This window comes from Citrobacter sp. Ca225 (assembly GCF_030337175.1).
GTDB lineage: Bacteria > Pseudomonadota > Gammaproteobacteria > Enterobacterales > Enterobacteriaceae > Citrobacter_A > Citrobacter_A amalonaticus.
In genome coordinates, this window is sequence record NZ_JAOWCD010000066.1 from 33860 (window position 1) to 48360 (window position 14501).

The window sequence follows — 14501 nt, forward strand, 5'->3', positions numbered from 1 at the left end:
CTATTCCTTATTTGCTGTTTACCCCAGTGCACTGACGAAGGCGGCGATCATACTCGACGCCCCTTTACCTGAGGGATAGATTATCTCTTTGCGATAATCCGTCACGGTATAGAACGCCTGATGCTTTGAGCTGCCGCTGGCGAAGATAAAGTATTCAGCTTTTTCCGCCAGGTTCACCAGCGCCGGAGTAGCGACGTGATCGTGGTTGAGTTCCACTCGTAGCCCTGGATAAAGCTGAAGCAACGCCTCTTTCCCACGTCTTGCCGCCCCTTCCATCAGGCTATAAATCGCCAACGTTTTACCACTGAGATCGCGATGAAGCGAAGACGCTACACCCGGCGTATTATCCTCTTCCGGGAAAGCATGTCCCGCATGTTCGCCGAGATAGAGCCTTTCCACCAAGCGTGCAGAAAGTTGCATGCTGACATCCAGACGCTCCCAGCGCTGCTTGAGCAACTCCTGTAAGGTGACCCAGAAACCTAATCTGGCGGCATCGTCAGCCGTGACTTTATCATAAAGAAGTTCAGCAATATCAAGTGAGTAGCCCAAGGTTCTTACCGACAGGTTTTCAGAGCACAGCATTGCCACCGATTCAATTGCGGACGCATATTCCTCGCGGGTGAAGGTACCGGAAAGGAATTTATCCAGAATCATTCCACCGAGACGCACATCCTCCTCTGAGCGAATATCCTCAACGGCCAGCAGCATAAGCCAGTCCGGCCACAAGGAGGCAGATACCTGAACGTCATATTCTTCCAGCCAGTTCAGAAAGGTTGGCAGTACGTCTCGTAAAACTTTGCTCAACTGGGCGTTGGACTGCTGCTCCAGCAGCGCCTGCCACTGCGTTTCGTTGAAGGTTGACGGCGTCCAGTCCATGTAGTGAACGGTCGCCTGCTGGCGCAGTGATTCAAACCGTTCGGATTCCGTAGCCTGTTGTATATCTGCAAGCCAGCGGCTCCAGCCATAGTCTTGTGGTTCACAGCGTTTTTTCAGCGCCTGCCACGCCTCCCAGAGTTTGGGTATTTTTTGCAATGCCTGTCGTGTTGCTTCAGGCATCGCCGCCAGTTGTGCGTAGATCTCACTTTCGCGCTCAGCGTCCGCCAGTAGCGCTTCAAGTAACAAATCGGTCGCGTTTTCAAGGCTTATCAGCATGACAACCGGCGCCTGGATCAACGCCTGTTCTTCCGCTTCTATCGGCGCGGGCAGCGAACTTGCGCCTGTCACCCACCCCTCGACCTGCTGTATCCAGTCAGGATCTAATAGAGGCGACGCCGTTTGCCATTCGTCGATCCCCAGCAGCGCGGCCCCCATGGTCCACATTTGCCAGTCAGGCAGAAAACTCGCCTGATGAGCAAAGCGGGGCTTATGCTTGTACAGCTGCAATAAGCCCAGCACCAGTCGCCTTGCATCCTCACGCCTGTCCAGCGGGAAGTGCGCATCGCGGATGGCGTTAAGCATTAAATGGCCAGAGGATCGCAACAGCAGGCGCTGGATACGCTCCGGCACCCGACCGCGCAACAATACTTCCAGCCGAGGGTGGTTGAGAATCGAGTCCCATTTTGCCGAAGCCGCCATCCCCTGTAGCTCAAGAAACAGGAGATTAAGAGAAGAAAGCATCTGATTTCCGCGTAACTCTTCCAGATACTGTTCGGCAATCTTGCCATCGCGAGCGTGGCATGCTGTGTAGAAATCTCTGAGGATTCGTCCAGTTTGCCGACTGACCAGCGAATGTAAGACGGGTCTCTGATGATAAAGATCCATCACCATTTGCAGCATGGCGTAGACCCGTTTCATTCGGGCTATCTGCCATTCTTTTACCTGTTGCGGCGATCCATCCGGCACCGGTAAAAAGTCGAAGGTCAGAATTCCGTCCGGAGATTTATCCAGAAGCAACTGTTCCCCTGGATCGTTAGTGTGATAGAGGGATCTGATATCCGCATTAGTGTCGGCGGAACCCAGCGCCGCGGTCAAAATGCGCCGTAATTCGTCCAGGCTTCTCGCATTCTCTGCCAGAGCATAAAACACCGTTTTTCCCGTTCGCGTAGAAGGAACGATGCAGGGCATCCGTTGCGCAGCGGCCCGCTGAATCAGCGTGTTCATTTGTTGGATGCTATAACCGCCCTGCATCGCCCTGTCATAATCCAGATGTTTATCTTCAGCGTAAAAGTTTTTCAGCCAATCTGCACACATCAGAACGCTTCCTGTGATCCACTAAAAAGATACTGACTTTCAAATTCGGCCATCGCTTCACCGATCATATGCGAATCGCAGTTCAGTTCTACAAATTCTTCATTTCGATTGACGCCGCTCCGGGTAAAATTCATAGAGCCCTTCAGGAAGACGTTAGGCGTCAAAAAACCTTTTGTATGCAGCTGGTTACGCCATTCCAGACGAAAATTCGCAAAGCTGCTCAGGCGCTTTTCCAATGCTTTTACAAAGATACGGTTCATAGGGTCGTCGCGGGTCACCAGCGAAAGCGGCGCACCGTTATTCGCCGCACAGGCTAGCAGTTCAATGAAATCCATCTCCCGGCCTCCCCATGCAGGATCAATGCTGTCCCAATGGCCTGAGCGATTGTCCAGTAGTGGGAAGTTACTCACCCACGGCGAAACCAGCCAGATTGGCTCTGGCTGCATAATCAGAGCAACAAGCTGGGCGCTGAGGACTTCTCGCAACTGCCGTTGCCCTGCGGAGCCATGTAAAAAAATCTGCCGCTGTTTTGCTCGTCCGATCATTGCATCGCCTCCGCCAGTTCAATACGCAATATGAGCAAATCCTGCTCACGGCGGACTTCACCGAGACGCGGATACAGCAGCAGTCCCAAATGATCGATGGGTTCAATTTGCACGGTGGTAATGACCTGATGTAATTGATTTCGCTGCTGGCGAGTGAGGATCAGCTCCGCACGACCGCCTTTACGCAGCGCCGCATGCAAATGCCCAAGCCAGTCATCTTCAAGAGCAATCTTTTCGATTTGTTCGCTAAATAACGCGCCAGCAAGCAGACGCTCGGTTGTGACTTTGCGCGAGCAAAACATATTGTAAAAGCCGAGCTCAGCCTGGCGGATCGTGTAGCCACGCGGCCAGAGCAGGTTTTGGTTCCGGCACTGCGCGTTAAACACGACGGAAGCATCGGTTTCCACACTAAGCGCGTTCACCGCCAGCGCGTGTGCCATGGTGTTCATACTGAACTCAATACCCGCGCTCACTTCAAGCGACGACCAGTCCGACAGTAACTGATAAAGCTGGGTGTCTGTGTCATCGCTGCTGCCCGCCCGCAGAATCCGCGAGTACAGCACCGTGGTAAAGCTGTGGGAAAGGCGCAGACCGCGCTGTGAAAGCCGCAAATGCAGATTCTTGTTAGCCTCCCGCCGGGCGTCCATGTTGCTGGCTTCACGTACGGCTGAGATCGCCATACGAAGCGCCTCATCCGTTTGCAGCATCTGCAACACAGTTCGCAGATCGTAATCGATCTGCTCGTAGTCGCTGGCTGAAAGATTACGCACCAGCACATTGAGGAAGGAGACAGGATCTTCTGCCCACTTCTGCTGTAAACGAATCAGAATACCGCTACCGCCAGACTCCATTTCACAGAGCCAGATCTCCAGCCATTCTGCGCCCTTGTCGGGATCGCTCATCCAAAAGGAGTCTGTCACCACCGCCCGCTCATCAACGTCTGGAAGCAGCGTGCTTAGCGTTTGCTGCACACCCGCAGCCAAGGTATCCGCTAATACCTGGCGTGCCCATTCAACAAAACCGTCGATTTCAGCCAGGGGTTTCCAGAGCGCCTGCGCGCAGTTCAGCAGCAGTTGCTGTATTTCCGGTCGCTGAAGAAGTTTGTTGAGGCCAATCTGTAGCGCCTGGTCAGTGCCTGCTTCATTGTCGGTATCCGGCTGGAACAGGCTGGCCGGGATCTCTGCCAGCCTTTCTACCCCTCTTTCGGAGGCCATTTCTCGTAATGCCGACTCAACCGAGGAGTGAGCGCCGTTTGCCAGTGTCTCCGCAAGCTGAGCCATAAAACATTCAATGGCCCAGTCCGCGTTGAAGCTGTCAAATTCAAATTCCGGCGACTGTCTTACAAGATGTTGAAAATAAACGGGGCGCATGCCTCGCTGAATTTCTTCCTGATGCAGCAGACCAAGCACATCATCACAGGTGAGGTTAAAACGCAGGCGCATTGCATCCACCCATTGACGACTTCCTACGCCAACCTGTTCCTCGCCATTAACCCAGGTGAAATCAACGTGAGCCCGCTCCTTATTCCTGAACCGAAGCGACGCCTGCGATCCGGTAGAAAAGCGGACCAGTTCCAGCGGGGTCATATGCTGGTGGTTGTAGAACGTGACATCACTCAGCGTGTGCTTCCAGGGTCCCTTCGGCACCTCGTCTGGCGTAGCAATAGCGGGGTTAATGACGTTGAGTACCCATTGCAGTTGCGCATTACTTTTATCATTTATACGGCGAATGTCGGCCCGGGTGGTCATGACCTTCGACGGTTTAACAACCTTGATGGTTTTTCCCTGATAGTCAACTTCACACTCGTTTTGCCAGCTATCACCGAACGCATCGCTTATCTGGAAATCAACGAATTGCCGCCCTTCCCCAGCCATCGGCTCGTAGGATTGTGGCACCAGCCAGTCGGTACTTTTGTTCGATTTGACGGCATAGCGTTTAGAGAGTCGCCCAGGCGCAAATTCACGTATTCCCTGCCAGAAAGAGAGAGTTTCCCAGTGGTCTTCATCGTCAAATCCACGCTTCAGGCGAATGTCCAGTTCCGGCAAATTCAGCTCGCTAAACAGGTTCTGCGGGATGTATTCCGGGGCGGGTGAATTGCTCCGGTGCTGTTCGCCCTCGCCATTCGGCTGATTCGGGCGCAGTCCGGCCCACTCCACGCCGTTAACCGACCAGCGAGTTCTGAGGTTACGTAGTATGGTTGGGAGAAACTCAAACATGACCGAGCGCGGCGGGCTCCAGAGGATATTCTGCACCGCGTCGTCAGATAATTGCAGGGCGTCCTGAAGGTAGCGCGTCAACTCGTTCAGCCGTCTACCGCCGCTCAGAACCTCCTCAATCAGCTTGATAAGCGGGCCATACATTCGGTCATATTTCAGCTGATTATGTTCAACTTTTTTCAACATGCCCCAGAGGTCTTTGAACTGCCCGACTTTGCTGATCCAGTCGAGGGTCGCCATAGCTGCCTGCATTTTCTGCACGTGCTGGTTGCCCAGCGGGAGGCCCTGACGTTTGATCTCCGGGCTCATCAGCCCTTCATAACGCTGGAACTCGACGCGATCGCGGCCAAACTCGGAAAGCACTACCAGCATCCAAGGACGCATGCCCCGTGGACGTCCGGCACGACCTTTACGCTGTAAATAAGAGGCGACATCGTTAGGCGCTTTATGCTGAACAACAGCACCGACCAGCGGGTCGTTATATCCCACCTCGAGCGAAGAGGTAGCGACCACGACATCCGCTGATGCATCAACACCAGCATCCTGGCTCGACGTTCGGGAAATAGATTTGTTTTGCGCGAGGTCGTGACCAATCTCCATAGCCGCCTTCCAGTTCTGCCCCAGTTCGGTTTTAGACCGCTCAGGTGCAGTATCATCAAAGGGGCTGCGTAATACGGCCAACGGTGGGTGATCAATGCGCGACGCCCCTGGCCCCGTGACCCAGCCTTCGGCATCGCTGAGGTCATGGTACAGACGGTTGTTACCATCAAGAGTGTCGGTGAAGATGAAGGTTTTCTTACCCCACGTGCCTTTCGACTTATTCGCTTCACTATCCAACATGCGCGCCATCAGCATACTGGCCTGGATGGTGGTGGAGAGTAATGCCGTTTCAGAGACAGGATCGCCTCGCAGCGCCAGCAGGTACTCAGCCCCCTCTTCGATCATATCTTCCGCGTAGGGGTGGATCAGCGCAACCTGCTCTTCAGGTGCGCCCACCAGTTTGGCAAAGAAGTGCCGCGCGTCGGCAAGCGTTGCCGACAAGCCAACAAAATGCGGCAGGCAATCGGTGCGCTGCATCCAGCGCCGTAGCAACAGCGCAGTTTGAGCGCCGGTGGTTCCGCTGTAGGTATGGACCTCATCAAGCAGGACCAGCGTCGGGCCATAGCCCTCTCCGACGCCAAACAGATGATTACTCCAGGTGGAGTTCAACTGGAGATTCAGCATCTCCGTTGTGGTAAATAGAATATCCGGGGCATCGCCGCGATTTTGCTGCGCATCACGGGTGATCATGATTTCACTCTGATCCAATTGATGCTGGCACTGCGTACAGGTGAGCACCTCTCGCGCGTCAAATATGTCCTCACGACGCCAAATCAATGCCCCTCCGCACGCTTGCTTAGGATGATGCGGGTGGGGATGCTGGCATTTCATCAACCCGAACGGCAGCCCAACCTTACCCTTAACGTCTTTCCTCGACCATTCCGCTTTCACTGGCGTATCGCCAAAAAAGGCGCCGATTCGAATTTTTCGTCCGGCCGCCGTGAGCATATAGTCGTCAAGCTTGCGGCACTGTGAAAAAGTTTCAGCAAACTGGTCCTTTAGCAGTTCTTTTCGCGGATAGATAGCGAGGATACGCACCTTGCGCTCAGGGTTGCTGCAAATCTCCTCGGCAAGACGGGTCAGCGCAGGCAGGTAAAACGACAGCGTTTTACCGCTACCGGTACCGGCACAAATAATGGTTCCGCTGGCCGTGTCGCTTTTCACCTTGTGATCCTGCCAGCACTGCATAATGCGTTCGGTAGATCGCACCTGAAAACCCGCCAGCAGGAAGGACTTATCTGACGCCAGCGCTTGGCGCATAATGTCACAAACGCGCTCGCTTAATTTCAGCTGCTTTTTCCAGCCAGTAATCAGCGTGGTCGGTTCGTAAATGCGATCGGGATAAGTGCGCGGCCGGCGAATAAAGCGATAGTCCGATACCAGCGTTTTGCTCTGGTCCAGCTTTTGCCCATGCATCCACTGGCGCAAGTTACGCAAGAGATGGACCGTCTCCCCCATTCGGGTTCGCCAGACAGGCATGCCGCTGAGGTGCGGCACTTGGATCAGCATGGCGGCGTCTAGCATCGCCAATTGTGTATTATCACATTCCTCATCGGTCGGAGTGCGTTTAAAAACAACGCCCAACTCTCTTCTGATGTGAGTCAGTAACTCTTCTTCACTGAAGAAGCCACCTGTGTCTCCCCACACCAGCAATGCATTTTCCTCTGCTTCAAGAGCGTCGAGGACGTGATGCAGCACAGCAGTAGTGATTTCACTCATCCCAGTAAACCTTTGCGCATCACATTGAATGAGTTCAGCATTTCTTTTTCCGTCAGCCAGCTAAGGACTTCAGGCGTCAGCAAAGTCAACGGTGCGCGATTGCTATTATTGAGCGCCTGGAAAAAATCAAGGACGCAGGCTGGCGCTTTAAAATCCATTTTGCCTTTTAACTCGACCATGTCATCACAGTACTGCTGTAGTTTTTTAATCACAATGGGATTAGCGGGCCCCATCATTTTCTGATGATTGAACCCATCAAGAGCCGTTCGGTACTCGTTGTAGATACGATTGAGCCCCAACGTCTTTTGCTGTTCAAGGAAGACAGTTTCCAGCATCTGTTGGCTTTCAAGATTGTGGATGAATGCCTGCCAGTTACTATCAATTTTATCTGCAAATTTCGACTGGACGGTCATCAGCGCATTGAGCGTCTCGCCTAATCCCCCTTTTTGCTGCGCCTCATCGGCCATATGCTGGTATTTTTCCGCAAATTCTTTCAGAGCGATTTCAGCGTCATAAATCGCCGCTTTTTCATGGCTATCAAGAGTGATTTGCGACAACGGTGAAGGCAGTTGAGTAATGACATCAAGCTGAGTTGCCGTCTCCTTTAAAGATGAAGCAACGTTGTGCAAATCGTCGCGAATTTGCCGGTACTTTTCGTAAACATTATCTTCTTGTTTCACCTGCTTCTTGAGTTGAAAATCCTTGCGAAGTTGGATGAGTTGCTGCTTAAGCGTGTTCATCGCTACCTCCTGCATTCTCTTTGAGGATCTGAAGATCCTGCATCATCTCCATCAGGACTCTGTCAATTTGCGCGCGACACTCACTGATTCGGTGACCACCTTTATCCTGGTTGTACCCCGTAATCGCACTAAAGGTTTGCTTACAAATCTTTTGCCACCGCTGCAGAGTATCTGTAAAACGCTTGAGTAATTTTCCATCTAAATCGCAAAGCAACTGCCACAAAGCAAGTGGTTCTTCTTTCTGCGTAATGCTTCGTAATTTGAGGATCATTGCCCACGTGCCACCTTCTTTTAAAGCACTTAGTTCTGCTTGCAGCGTACTGCAGTCCACCTCAGCATTAACCGGATAGTCACCTTCTTCACGTAACTCTTCCAACAACGATACGGCATCCTCGATAAGTTGAGCGAATGCCTCACTGTTTTCGCAATCGGAGAAATACGTGACCTCGGTCAGCGTTGACGCAATCTCTCTTACCGTTCTGTTCGCCGCCTGCTCTATCCTGCTGTCTGCTGGTTGTTTCAGGGCCTCCAGCACCATTTTCTGCACAATATCGCCTTCCAATGCATGATCGTTTGGGGCATAGAGATTTAGCCATTTCGACTTCACCTCCTCCCACTTATCAAGAGCGTCAGAGCGTACTTTGGCAATGCTCTCTGTGGCGGCAGATTTATGTTGGCCGATCAATGCCTCTTTGTTCATTAGCAATTGATTCAGCACCTCTTTGGAGGTCGCATTCGGTTTGATAATGCCAAGGGCCCGGGCCAACTGCAGATGTTCAGTCAGTATCATCCCCTGATTTTCACGCTTGCTGCGCAGGAGTTCAGTGAGAGCGTAGGGCACCCAACGGTCAGCAAAGGACTGTATAACCAGATAATCTTCCGCAGCTTTCGAATAAGTCCAGTCCGGACCATTTTTTTTGTCCATATAGAGCCCGAAACGTGCAAGGGCCATCGATACCTCAGTTATCCAGACTGACCGTTTCTTATACTCCGCCTCGGAGACAAAATTCACTACCTGTTTCAGCCTGTTACCGTGCGCATTTGGGACATTAATGTTAACGAAATTCCCACTGCGAATATCGGGCTTAGACTTCGCACCATACCAGTCAGCATTGGCGTGCTGGTCATAAATCATTGCCAGCGAGTTACGGATATATTTCGCCGTATCCTGATCGAGTAATACATCTTTCAGTATCCAGTCGGAAACGCTGGCCTCCATCTTGTAAACACGTGCTTCGAGGGGATCAACAGGCTCAACCGATTCTTGCGGAACAGGGTTTGGCTTCACCGTTTTCGCACTGACAGGCTCGATTTTTCGTCCAACCGTTGCAGCATTACCGGGGTTGATCGCGCCTTTCTCAGTCGACGCGAGTTCGTTTGCCAAATCATTGAGGCCAAAGCAGCGCACAACCGCAGGAGGCAATGCGGTAGCAAGGGCGGGACCATTGTCTGCCGGATATCCCCAAATAGCCGCGACGGTTTCAGAGCGGTCCTGCTCCGCCAACGTTTTTCGACTCAGCCAGGTTCGCAGCCCATGAGGTGCGGTAATGCCATCAAGTTGCGGAGGCGGAAACCGTCCTTCTTGTGCCATAACCCGATAGTTGAACAAGATGTTTAACAGGATTTTGTTAAGGATGATTCTGGGATTAAATTTTATGCCCTTATTACCATCGCCACAGTGAACATCCGCCAGCGCATGAATTGCGCGTTCATTAAAGGGAAAAAGCGCATAGCCCAGAGAGCTGTAGCCAAAAGCATCAATACCCTCAATGGCTTCAGCATGCTGATCCCAGTTTGGCACCCAGTTCGTATCGCTGGTACGTTTTTTCCAGAACTCGAGCAAAGACTTATCCCCAAAACGCGCGGCATTGATATAGCGACTGCAAAAGTCGACAATCCGCTGCCGCGTCTCTGAACGCTCACCTACAACCTCTTCGATCCGCCATTCACCTTTCGCACGGTCACGCATACCCTGGCGACGACGGTTATATCCCTGATAACCTTCAGTCGTCGCAAAGGCCGAGCACACCGGACAAAGCACTTCTTCACCATCGCGCGTCCCCTCACGCTCTAGGCTGTCGATAAGCACATCTTCAATAGCGGTGATCAGAGACATATCTTCCACCAGCACCATCAGGGTCATTCCCCGTTCATGCAATGCTTTTCGAATCTGTAGAAATAGATCGGAAAAGCTGCGCCCCCGGAAATTAAACAGCTGATTAAAAAGGGTTTGTGCTGCTTTACCGAGCACCAGGTTCAGAATATCAGCGGCTTCCTGCCGACCAGGTTCATGCGTATTGAGTCGCGTCCGACTGATATACGAACGCGTCGGAAGGCTCAGATCACTTAGGTGTATTTGGAAATCAAGATCGCTGGCTTTAAGTTGCTGTTCACCCTCTTCAAGTTCATCGCTGTTTGCGCCACTGATTAGACGGCTGGCGAAACGGAACAGGCACTGTTCTTCCTTTAGTAAGAACTGTTTGAAATAAGCGTCGTTGATCAGCGTCGGCAGGGCATTTTCTGCGGCATGAATATTGATTTTCTTTAACTCAGAGGACTTCTTGCGCAGTGCATTCTGCTGCTCCGGGCTTGCTTCCGCCGCTTCCTGCTTAAGCTGCTCATAATCAGCGCTTGAACGCGCATGAAGATCGCGAAGCTCTTGCCCCATCAACATCAAAAGCCATTCAGCGATCTCTTTGGGTGAGCGTTTATCGCTGACCTTGTTGATATCCTCACGCGCTTCATCAAAAATTTCGCCCTCAAGCCCTTCCAGTAAAAGCTCAAGTACTTCCCGTAGGCTTGCACTTTTGGGTATACGGACAATATGCCACTGTTTATTTTTAAATTCAGGGCGCAGGCGCAGGTTCGCATCCAGCCAACGGATAATATGGGACTTCCCTACCCCTGTGTTGCCTATGATTGGCAGTGGGCGCTGCACTTCCAGAAAGTGTTTTAGCAACTGCTCTTCCGTTTCATACGCCAACGGACTGCCGTCGGTATTCATTCGTAAGATCCGGGCTGGCTCATGAACGGCCAGCAGCGTATGGTCCGAAAGCTCTTCCGCCTCGGTACGAATGCACTGTCTGATGTTCGGTAAAGACGGCCAATATTCCAGCATTTTCATTTTAAAAGCTCCCCAGGGCTAATGGCGCTTATCCGTTGGGTATTACCGTCCGGCCCGGTTAACAATAGCGCCTGATGATCATCAGCCCTAATCTCAAACTTTATCTTCAGTGCCAGCTCAAGACGCACCAGCGCCTGACTCAGAGAGGCGCTCAAATGTAATGGATCTTTCGGTGTCCAGTTATCTGCCGTAATCATTGGTTCAACCTGCTGACGATAGCTTCCGCCATCGATCATCGGTAAGACTTCTGCAAGCCGGGATATGAAGTCAATTGCGGGAAGGTTGCTGTGGTTCTCCAGCACACGGTCCAGTACGCCCTCAATAGCTCGCGTCGGATCAACCAGATATCCATCCATAAATGGCTCAACAAAACCGAGGAAAAAAGCAAATTCAAGGAACGTTGTCGCTTCATTTGATAAGTTGATCTGGCGACGTACGCCTTCGTTGTTCGAATCCTTGAGCAGCGGTCCAACGCCTCCCGTGACACTCTCTTTTGTCAGCGTGCTCTTGCCGATGAAGGCAAAATTATCCTGCGCAAGCAACGCGGTGATACTGAGTAGGAAAGGCTGTCCACGGGTGCCTTCCAACAATGACTCTTTTGGCTCGTTTGTTATCAATGTGCGTAATACGCGGCTCGGCAGATTGCGCTCATTCGCGAGTGGAGTATGTCGGGAAATACCCGCCTCAGTCTGCTGCCATAGCCCTTCTTCCAACCAGAAATCCAGGTTCTTCCGAAAACGCTCCGCACCAATATCGGATTGCGGCAGCGCCTGGGGACGCAGCAGTTCAACCAAATCTTCATGCAAAATCGGTTTTCCTCCACGGCGATTGAGGACCCTATCAATTGTGCAGATCAAGCGAATCTGGCTACCCGGATGGGCGTTATTAATGATTGCCACTGCTTAAACTCCTTATAAATTGGTCCAGCGTACGAGCTCTGGGATCACTCTCCCACCACAGCCTTCCCCGAACGTTTTTTTCAGGGAGCGTCTCTGGGGCCACAATGATTCGTTTGATATCACTAAACGGGTCAAGTTCTGGCAGGCTCTCTCCGGGCAGGACAAGTACCAGTTCATTCCAGTTTGTCGAGGGATCGTCATGTGAAAGCGCGCACCAGAATGGCACGCTCTTATAAAGTTGTTGGCTTAATTGGGATAGTACGGTCGAGCTTGCGCGGATGGCCTGAATCTCACGTGTGACTAGCAAACGTGCGATCCAGTCGATCCACTGGCGAAGCAGCAAAGCGGAGGATCGGGCCGGAGAGTAATAAATACGCATATCGCTACCGATGCGCTCGCGTTCTTCGCCAGAAATCAAATATGCATTCAAGCCCAGCGTAGGCGTATATGCTGACAACGCCTGAGAGCGACAACCTGGGCAACCACCACAAGCCAGTTCTGGGGCGTAACCATCAAGCGTGTAGAACGATTCAAGGACACTACATAGCGGATTTTCCTGATGATTCAACCAATCTTCAAGCACCTGAAACCCTTTTTGCCGGGCACGCAACTCTCTGGAACGCAGTTCTTTTAACGTGCCATTCCACTCCTGCACATCAAGATGACCTTCACGATGGAGTTTGACGCCAATATGGCTGAAATAATGGTTAAAGTACTGTTCTACCTTCGCATCGTCCACATTATCTGAGGCAAACTGTTCGAGATCCGGTGCAGCAAAATGCAGACTCAAGAAGCCGGCACGTTGGAGCATGAGGAGTGTGCGCCAGTTCCACGCGACATTTGCACGAGAATCAATTTTGATGCTGTCGTGCTTGGTATCCAGATAAACTGAGAAATAACCGGGTGATTCCGATTCCCGGTTCTGATGCATTTTTTGCCAACGTAGAAACCCTTTTTTTGCACCGATAAGGTTATCGCGGTTAAGGTGACGAGCCAAAGAGATCTGATCGTCCCTATAAATGAGTTGTGCTACTGAAGCATAGCCGTCACGCCCTCCACGCCCGCTCTCCTGATAGAGACGGTCGATGTTTTCCGGGACGGTAACATGCAGCACCGCGCGTACGTTGTTTTTATCCATCCCGACGCCAAATGCAGAGGTCGCAACCATGATATCAACGTTATCCTCAGCCCAGTCGGCTATCTGCTTTTCTCTCTGGCGTGGAGATACTTTACCGTGGACCAATCCGCAGCGCTTATAGCCGGCTTTGAGCAAATACTGGTGCCAGTCGATGGCGTCCTCGACCGTCGTAACGTAAAGGATCAACGGCCGCGGTAGCGTTGAAATCGCATCTTCCACCTGCCGACGATGATCTTCACGATCGTCCGCTTTGCTGACGTACCACATAGGCTCTGGTCGCAGGAAACTGCCGTTAACTTCAACGATCGCCTGAGGGTTATCACCGGCAAAGAGCTCTTTAAGGGTATTGAGCGTTGCCTGACTCCACGTCGCGGAAAGAAGTACCGTGCGAATGCTCGCCTTACTCACTTCCACCAATGATTTTACCAACGGCGCAAGCAGTTGGAATTCCGGCCGGAATTCCGCACCCCATTGATCGATAAGATGGGCTTCGTCCACGACCAGAGCGCCAATCATTTTCCGCTTGGCCAGTGAAAATAGAAGCAATAGCAGCGAACCACTGGATGCCGCCTCCGGTGAACAAAACAGTAACCTTTGTTTACCGGCTTTGATACGGGCCTTAATCGCCTCGCGTGCCTCTGGTGTTTGCCCAGAGTGCCAAGTGTATTCGCCACCATGGTCGGCGTTTGCCTGCAGTAACATGGACTGAGCGCGCTGAGCCTGCTCAATAGCAAGGCTGATAGTCGGAACAATCACCAGTGTCAGTTGACTTGCGGGAGTTGCCAGCATCAGAGAATGGATAATGAGCGTCTTACCAGCCCCCGTTGGCAGGTTAATAAACAAAAAACGGTCTTTATCACTCGTCAACACCGTGCGTACAGCAAGCTGCTGCCCAACAGATGTGTAATGAGTGTATTTAGTGTCATTCAACAGAATCGGTAACAACGTATCCAGCGGCGGGGTCTGGAGCAGACGTCTTTTCTCCTTTCGCCACACTGCCAATAACTCTGGCGCGATCTGTAATGCGTTCTCGTCTAACAGAACCTCACCAGGATAATCCCGGCTGCGTCGTAGGCCAGCACGCAGTAAATCCTCTGATAAGATGCGCTCTTTGAGCGGCAGCCGCAACGGCAGAAGCCCATGAGCTCGGGCACATTGTAAAGCGTCATAATAGCCATGTAATCGGTCTGAGATCCCCGCGCCTGCATCGTTCAGACATCGCCAGAGACGATAGAAAAACTGACCGTCATCCTGATGGATTACAAAATTATTGTCCTGACACTCGTCCATCGCGAGTAGCTCACGGAGTTGCCTCCATTGGAATTCCATT

At 52.0% G+C, this 14501-nt stretch carries 7 protein-coding genes; all 7 read right to left on the minus strand.

Annotated features, from left to right (window positions below; genetic code table 11):
* Window positions 1-18: 18 nt before the first annotated feature.
* From dpdD to dpdF, 7 genes are read right to left on the minus strand one after another with little or no spacing between them, the layout of a single operon-like run.
* A complete protein-coding gene (gene dpdD / locus OGW13_RS09885) occupies window positions 19-2190 on the minus strand; it encodes a protein DpdD (protein WP_137512779.1) in 2172 nt (723 codons plus the stop codon).
* Window positions 2190-2735 (minus strand): phospholipase D-like domain-containing protein DpdK, encoded by a 546-nt coding sequence (gene dpdK / locus OGW13_RS09890; RefSeq protein ID WP_032175793.1) that lies wholly within the window; start codon window positions 2733-2735, stop codon window positions 2190-2192. The genes dpdD and dpdK overlap by 1 nt, the downstream gene beginning before the upstream one ends.
* Window positions 2732-7270, minus strand: coding sequence for a protein DpdJ (dpdJ, locus tag OGW13_RS09895; RefSeq protein WP_096889680.1), 4539 nt, complete (start codon window positions 7268-7270; stop codon window positions 2732-2734). Before dpdJ ends, dpdK begins: the two co-directional genes overlap by 4 nt.
* A complete protein-coding gene (dpdI, locus tag OGW13_RS09900; RefSeq protein ID WP_096889682.1) occupies window positions 7267-8010 on the minus strand; it encodes a protein DpdI in 744 nt (247 codons plus the stop codon). Before dpdI ends, dpdJ begins: the two co-directional genes overlap by 4 nt.
* A complete protein-coding gene (dpdH, locus tag OGW13_RS09905; protein WP_248180114.1) occupies window positions 7997-11134 on the minus strand; it encodes a protein DpdH in 3138 nt (1045 codons plus the stop codon). Before dpdH ends, dpdI begins: the two co-directional genes overlap by 14 nt.
* Window positions 11131-12033 carry a protein DpdG gene (dpdG, locus tag OGW13_RS09910; RefSeq protein ID WP_096889684.1) on the minus strand — a complete coding sequence of 301 codons (903 nt, stop codon included), beginning with the start codon at window positions 12031-12033 and terminating at the stop codon, window positions 11131-11133. The genes dpdH and dpdG overlap by 4 nt, the downstream gene beginning before the upstream one ends.
* Window positions 12020-14500: a protein DpdF gene (gene dpdF, locus OGW13_RS09915; RefSeq protein WP_137512778.1), complete on the minus strand. Its 2481-nt coding sequence runs from the start codon at window positions 14498-14500 to the stop codon at window positions 12020-12022. Before dpdF ends, dpdG begins: the two co-directional genes overlap by 14 nt.
* Between the last annotated feature and the right edge of the window lies 1 nt (window position 14501).

What these genes read in the sequence shown, in the direction of transcription:
- dpdK (WP_032175793.1), bottom strand. Translation starts at nt 2,735, where the DNA reads ATGATCGGACGAGCAAAACAGCGGCAGATTTTTTTACATGGCTCCGCA.
- dpdF (WP_137512778.1), bottom strand. Translation starts at nt 14,500, where the DNA reads ATGGAATTCCAATGGAGGCAACTCCGTGAGCTACTCGCGATGGACGAG.
- dpdD (WP_137512779.1), bottom strand. Translation starts at nt 2,190, where the DNA reads ATGTGTGCAGATTGGCTGAAAAACTTTTACGCTGAAGATAAACATCTG.
- dpdJ (WP_096889680.1), bottom strand. Translation starts at nt 7,270, where the DNA reads ATGAGTGAAATCACTACTGCTGTGCTGCATCACGTCCTCGACGCTCTT.
- dpdH (WP_248180114.1), bottom strand. Translation starts at nt 11,134, where the DNA reads ATGAAAATGCTGGAATATTGGCCGTCTTTACCGAACATCAGACAGTGC.
- dpdI (WP_096889682.1), bottom strand. Translation starts at nt 8,010, where the DNA reads ATGAACACGCTTAAGCAGCAACTCATCCAACTTCGCAAGGATTTTCAA.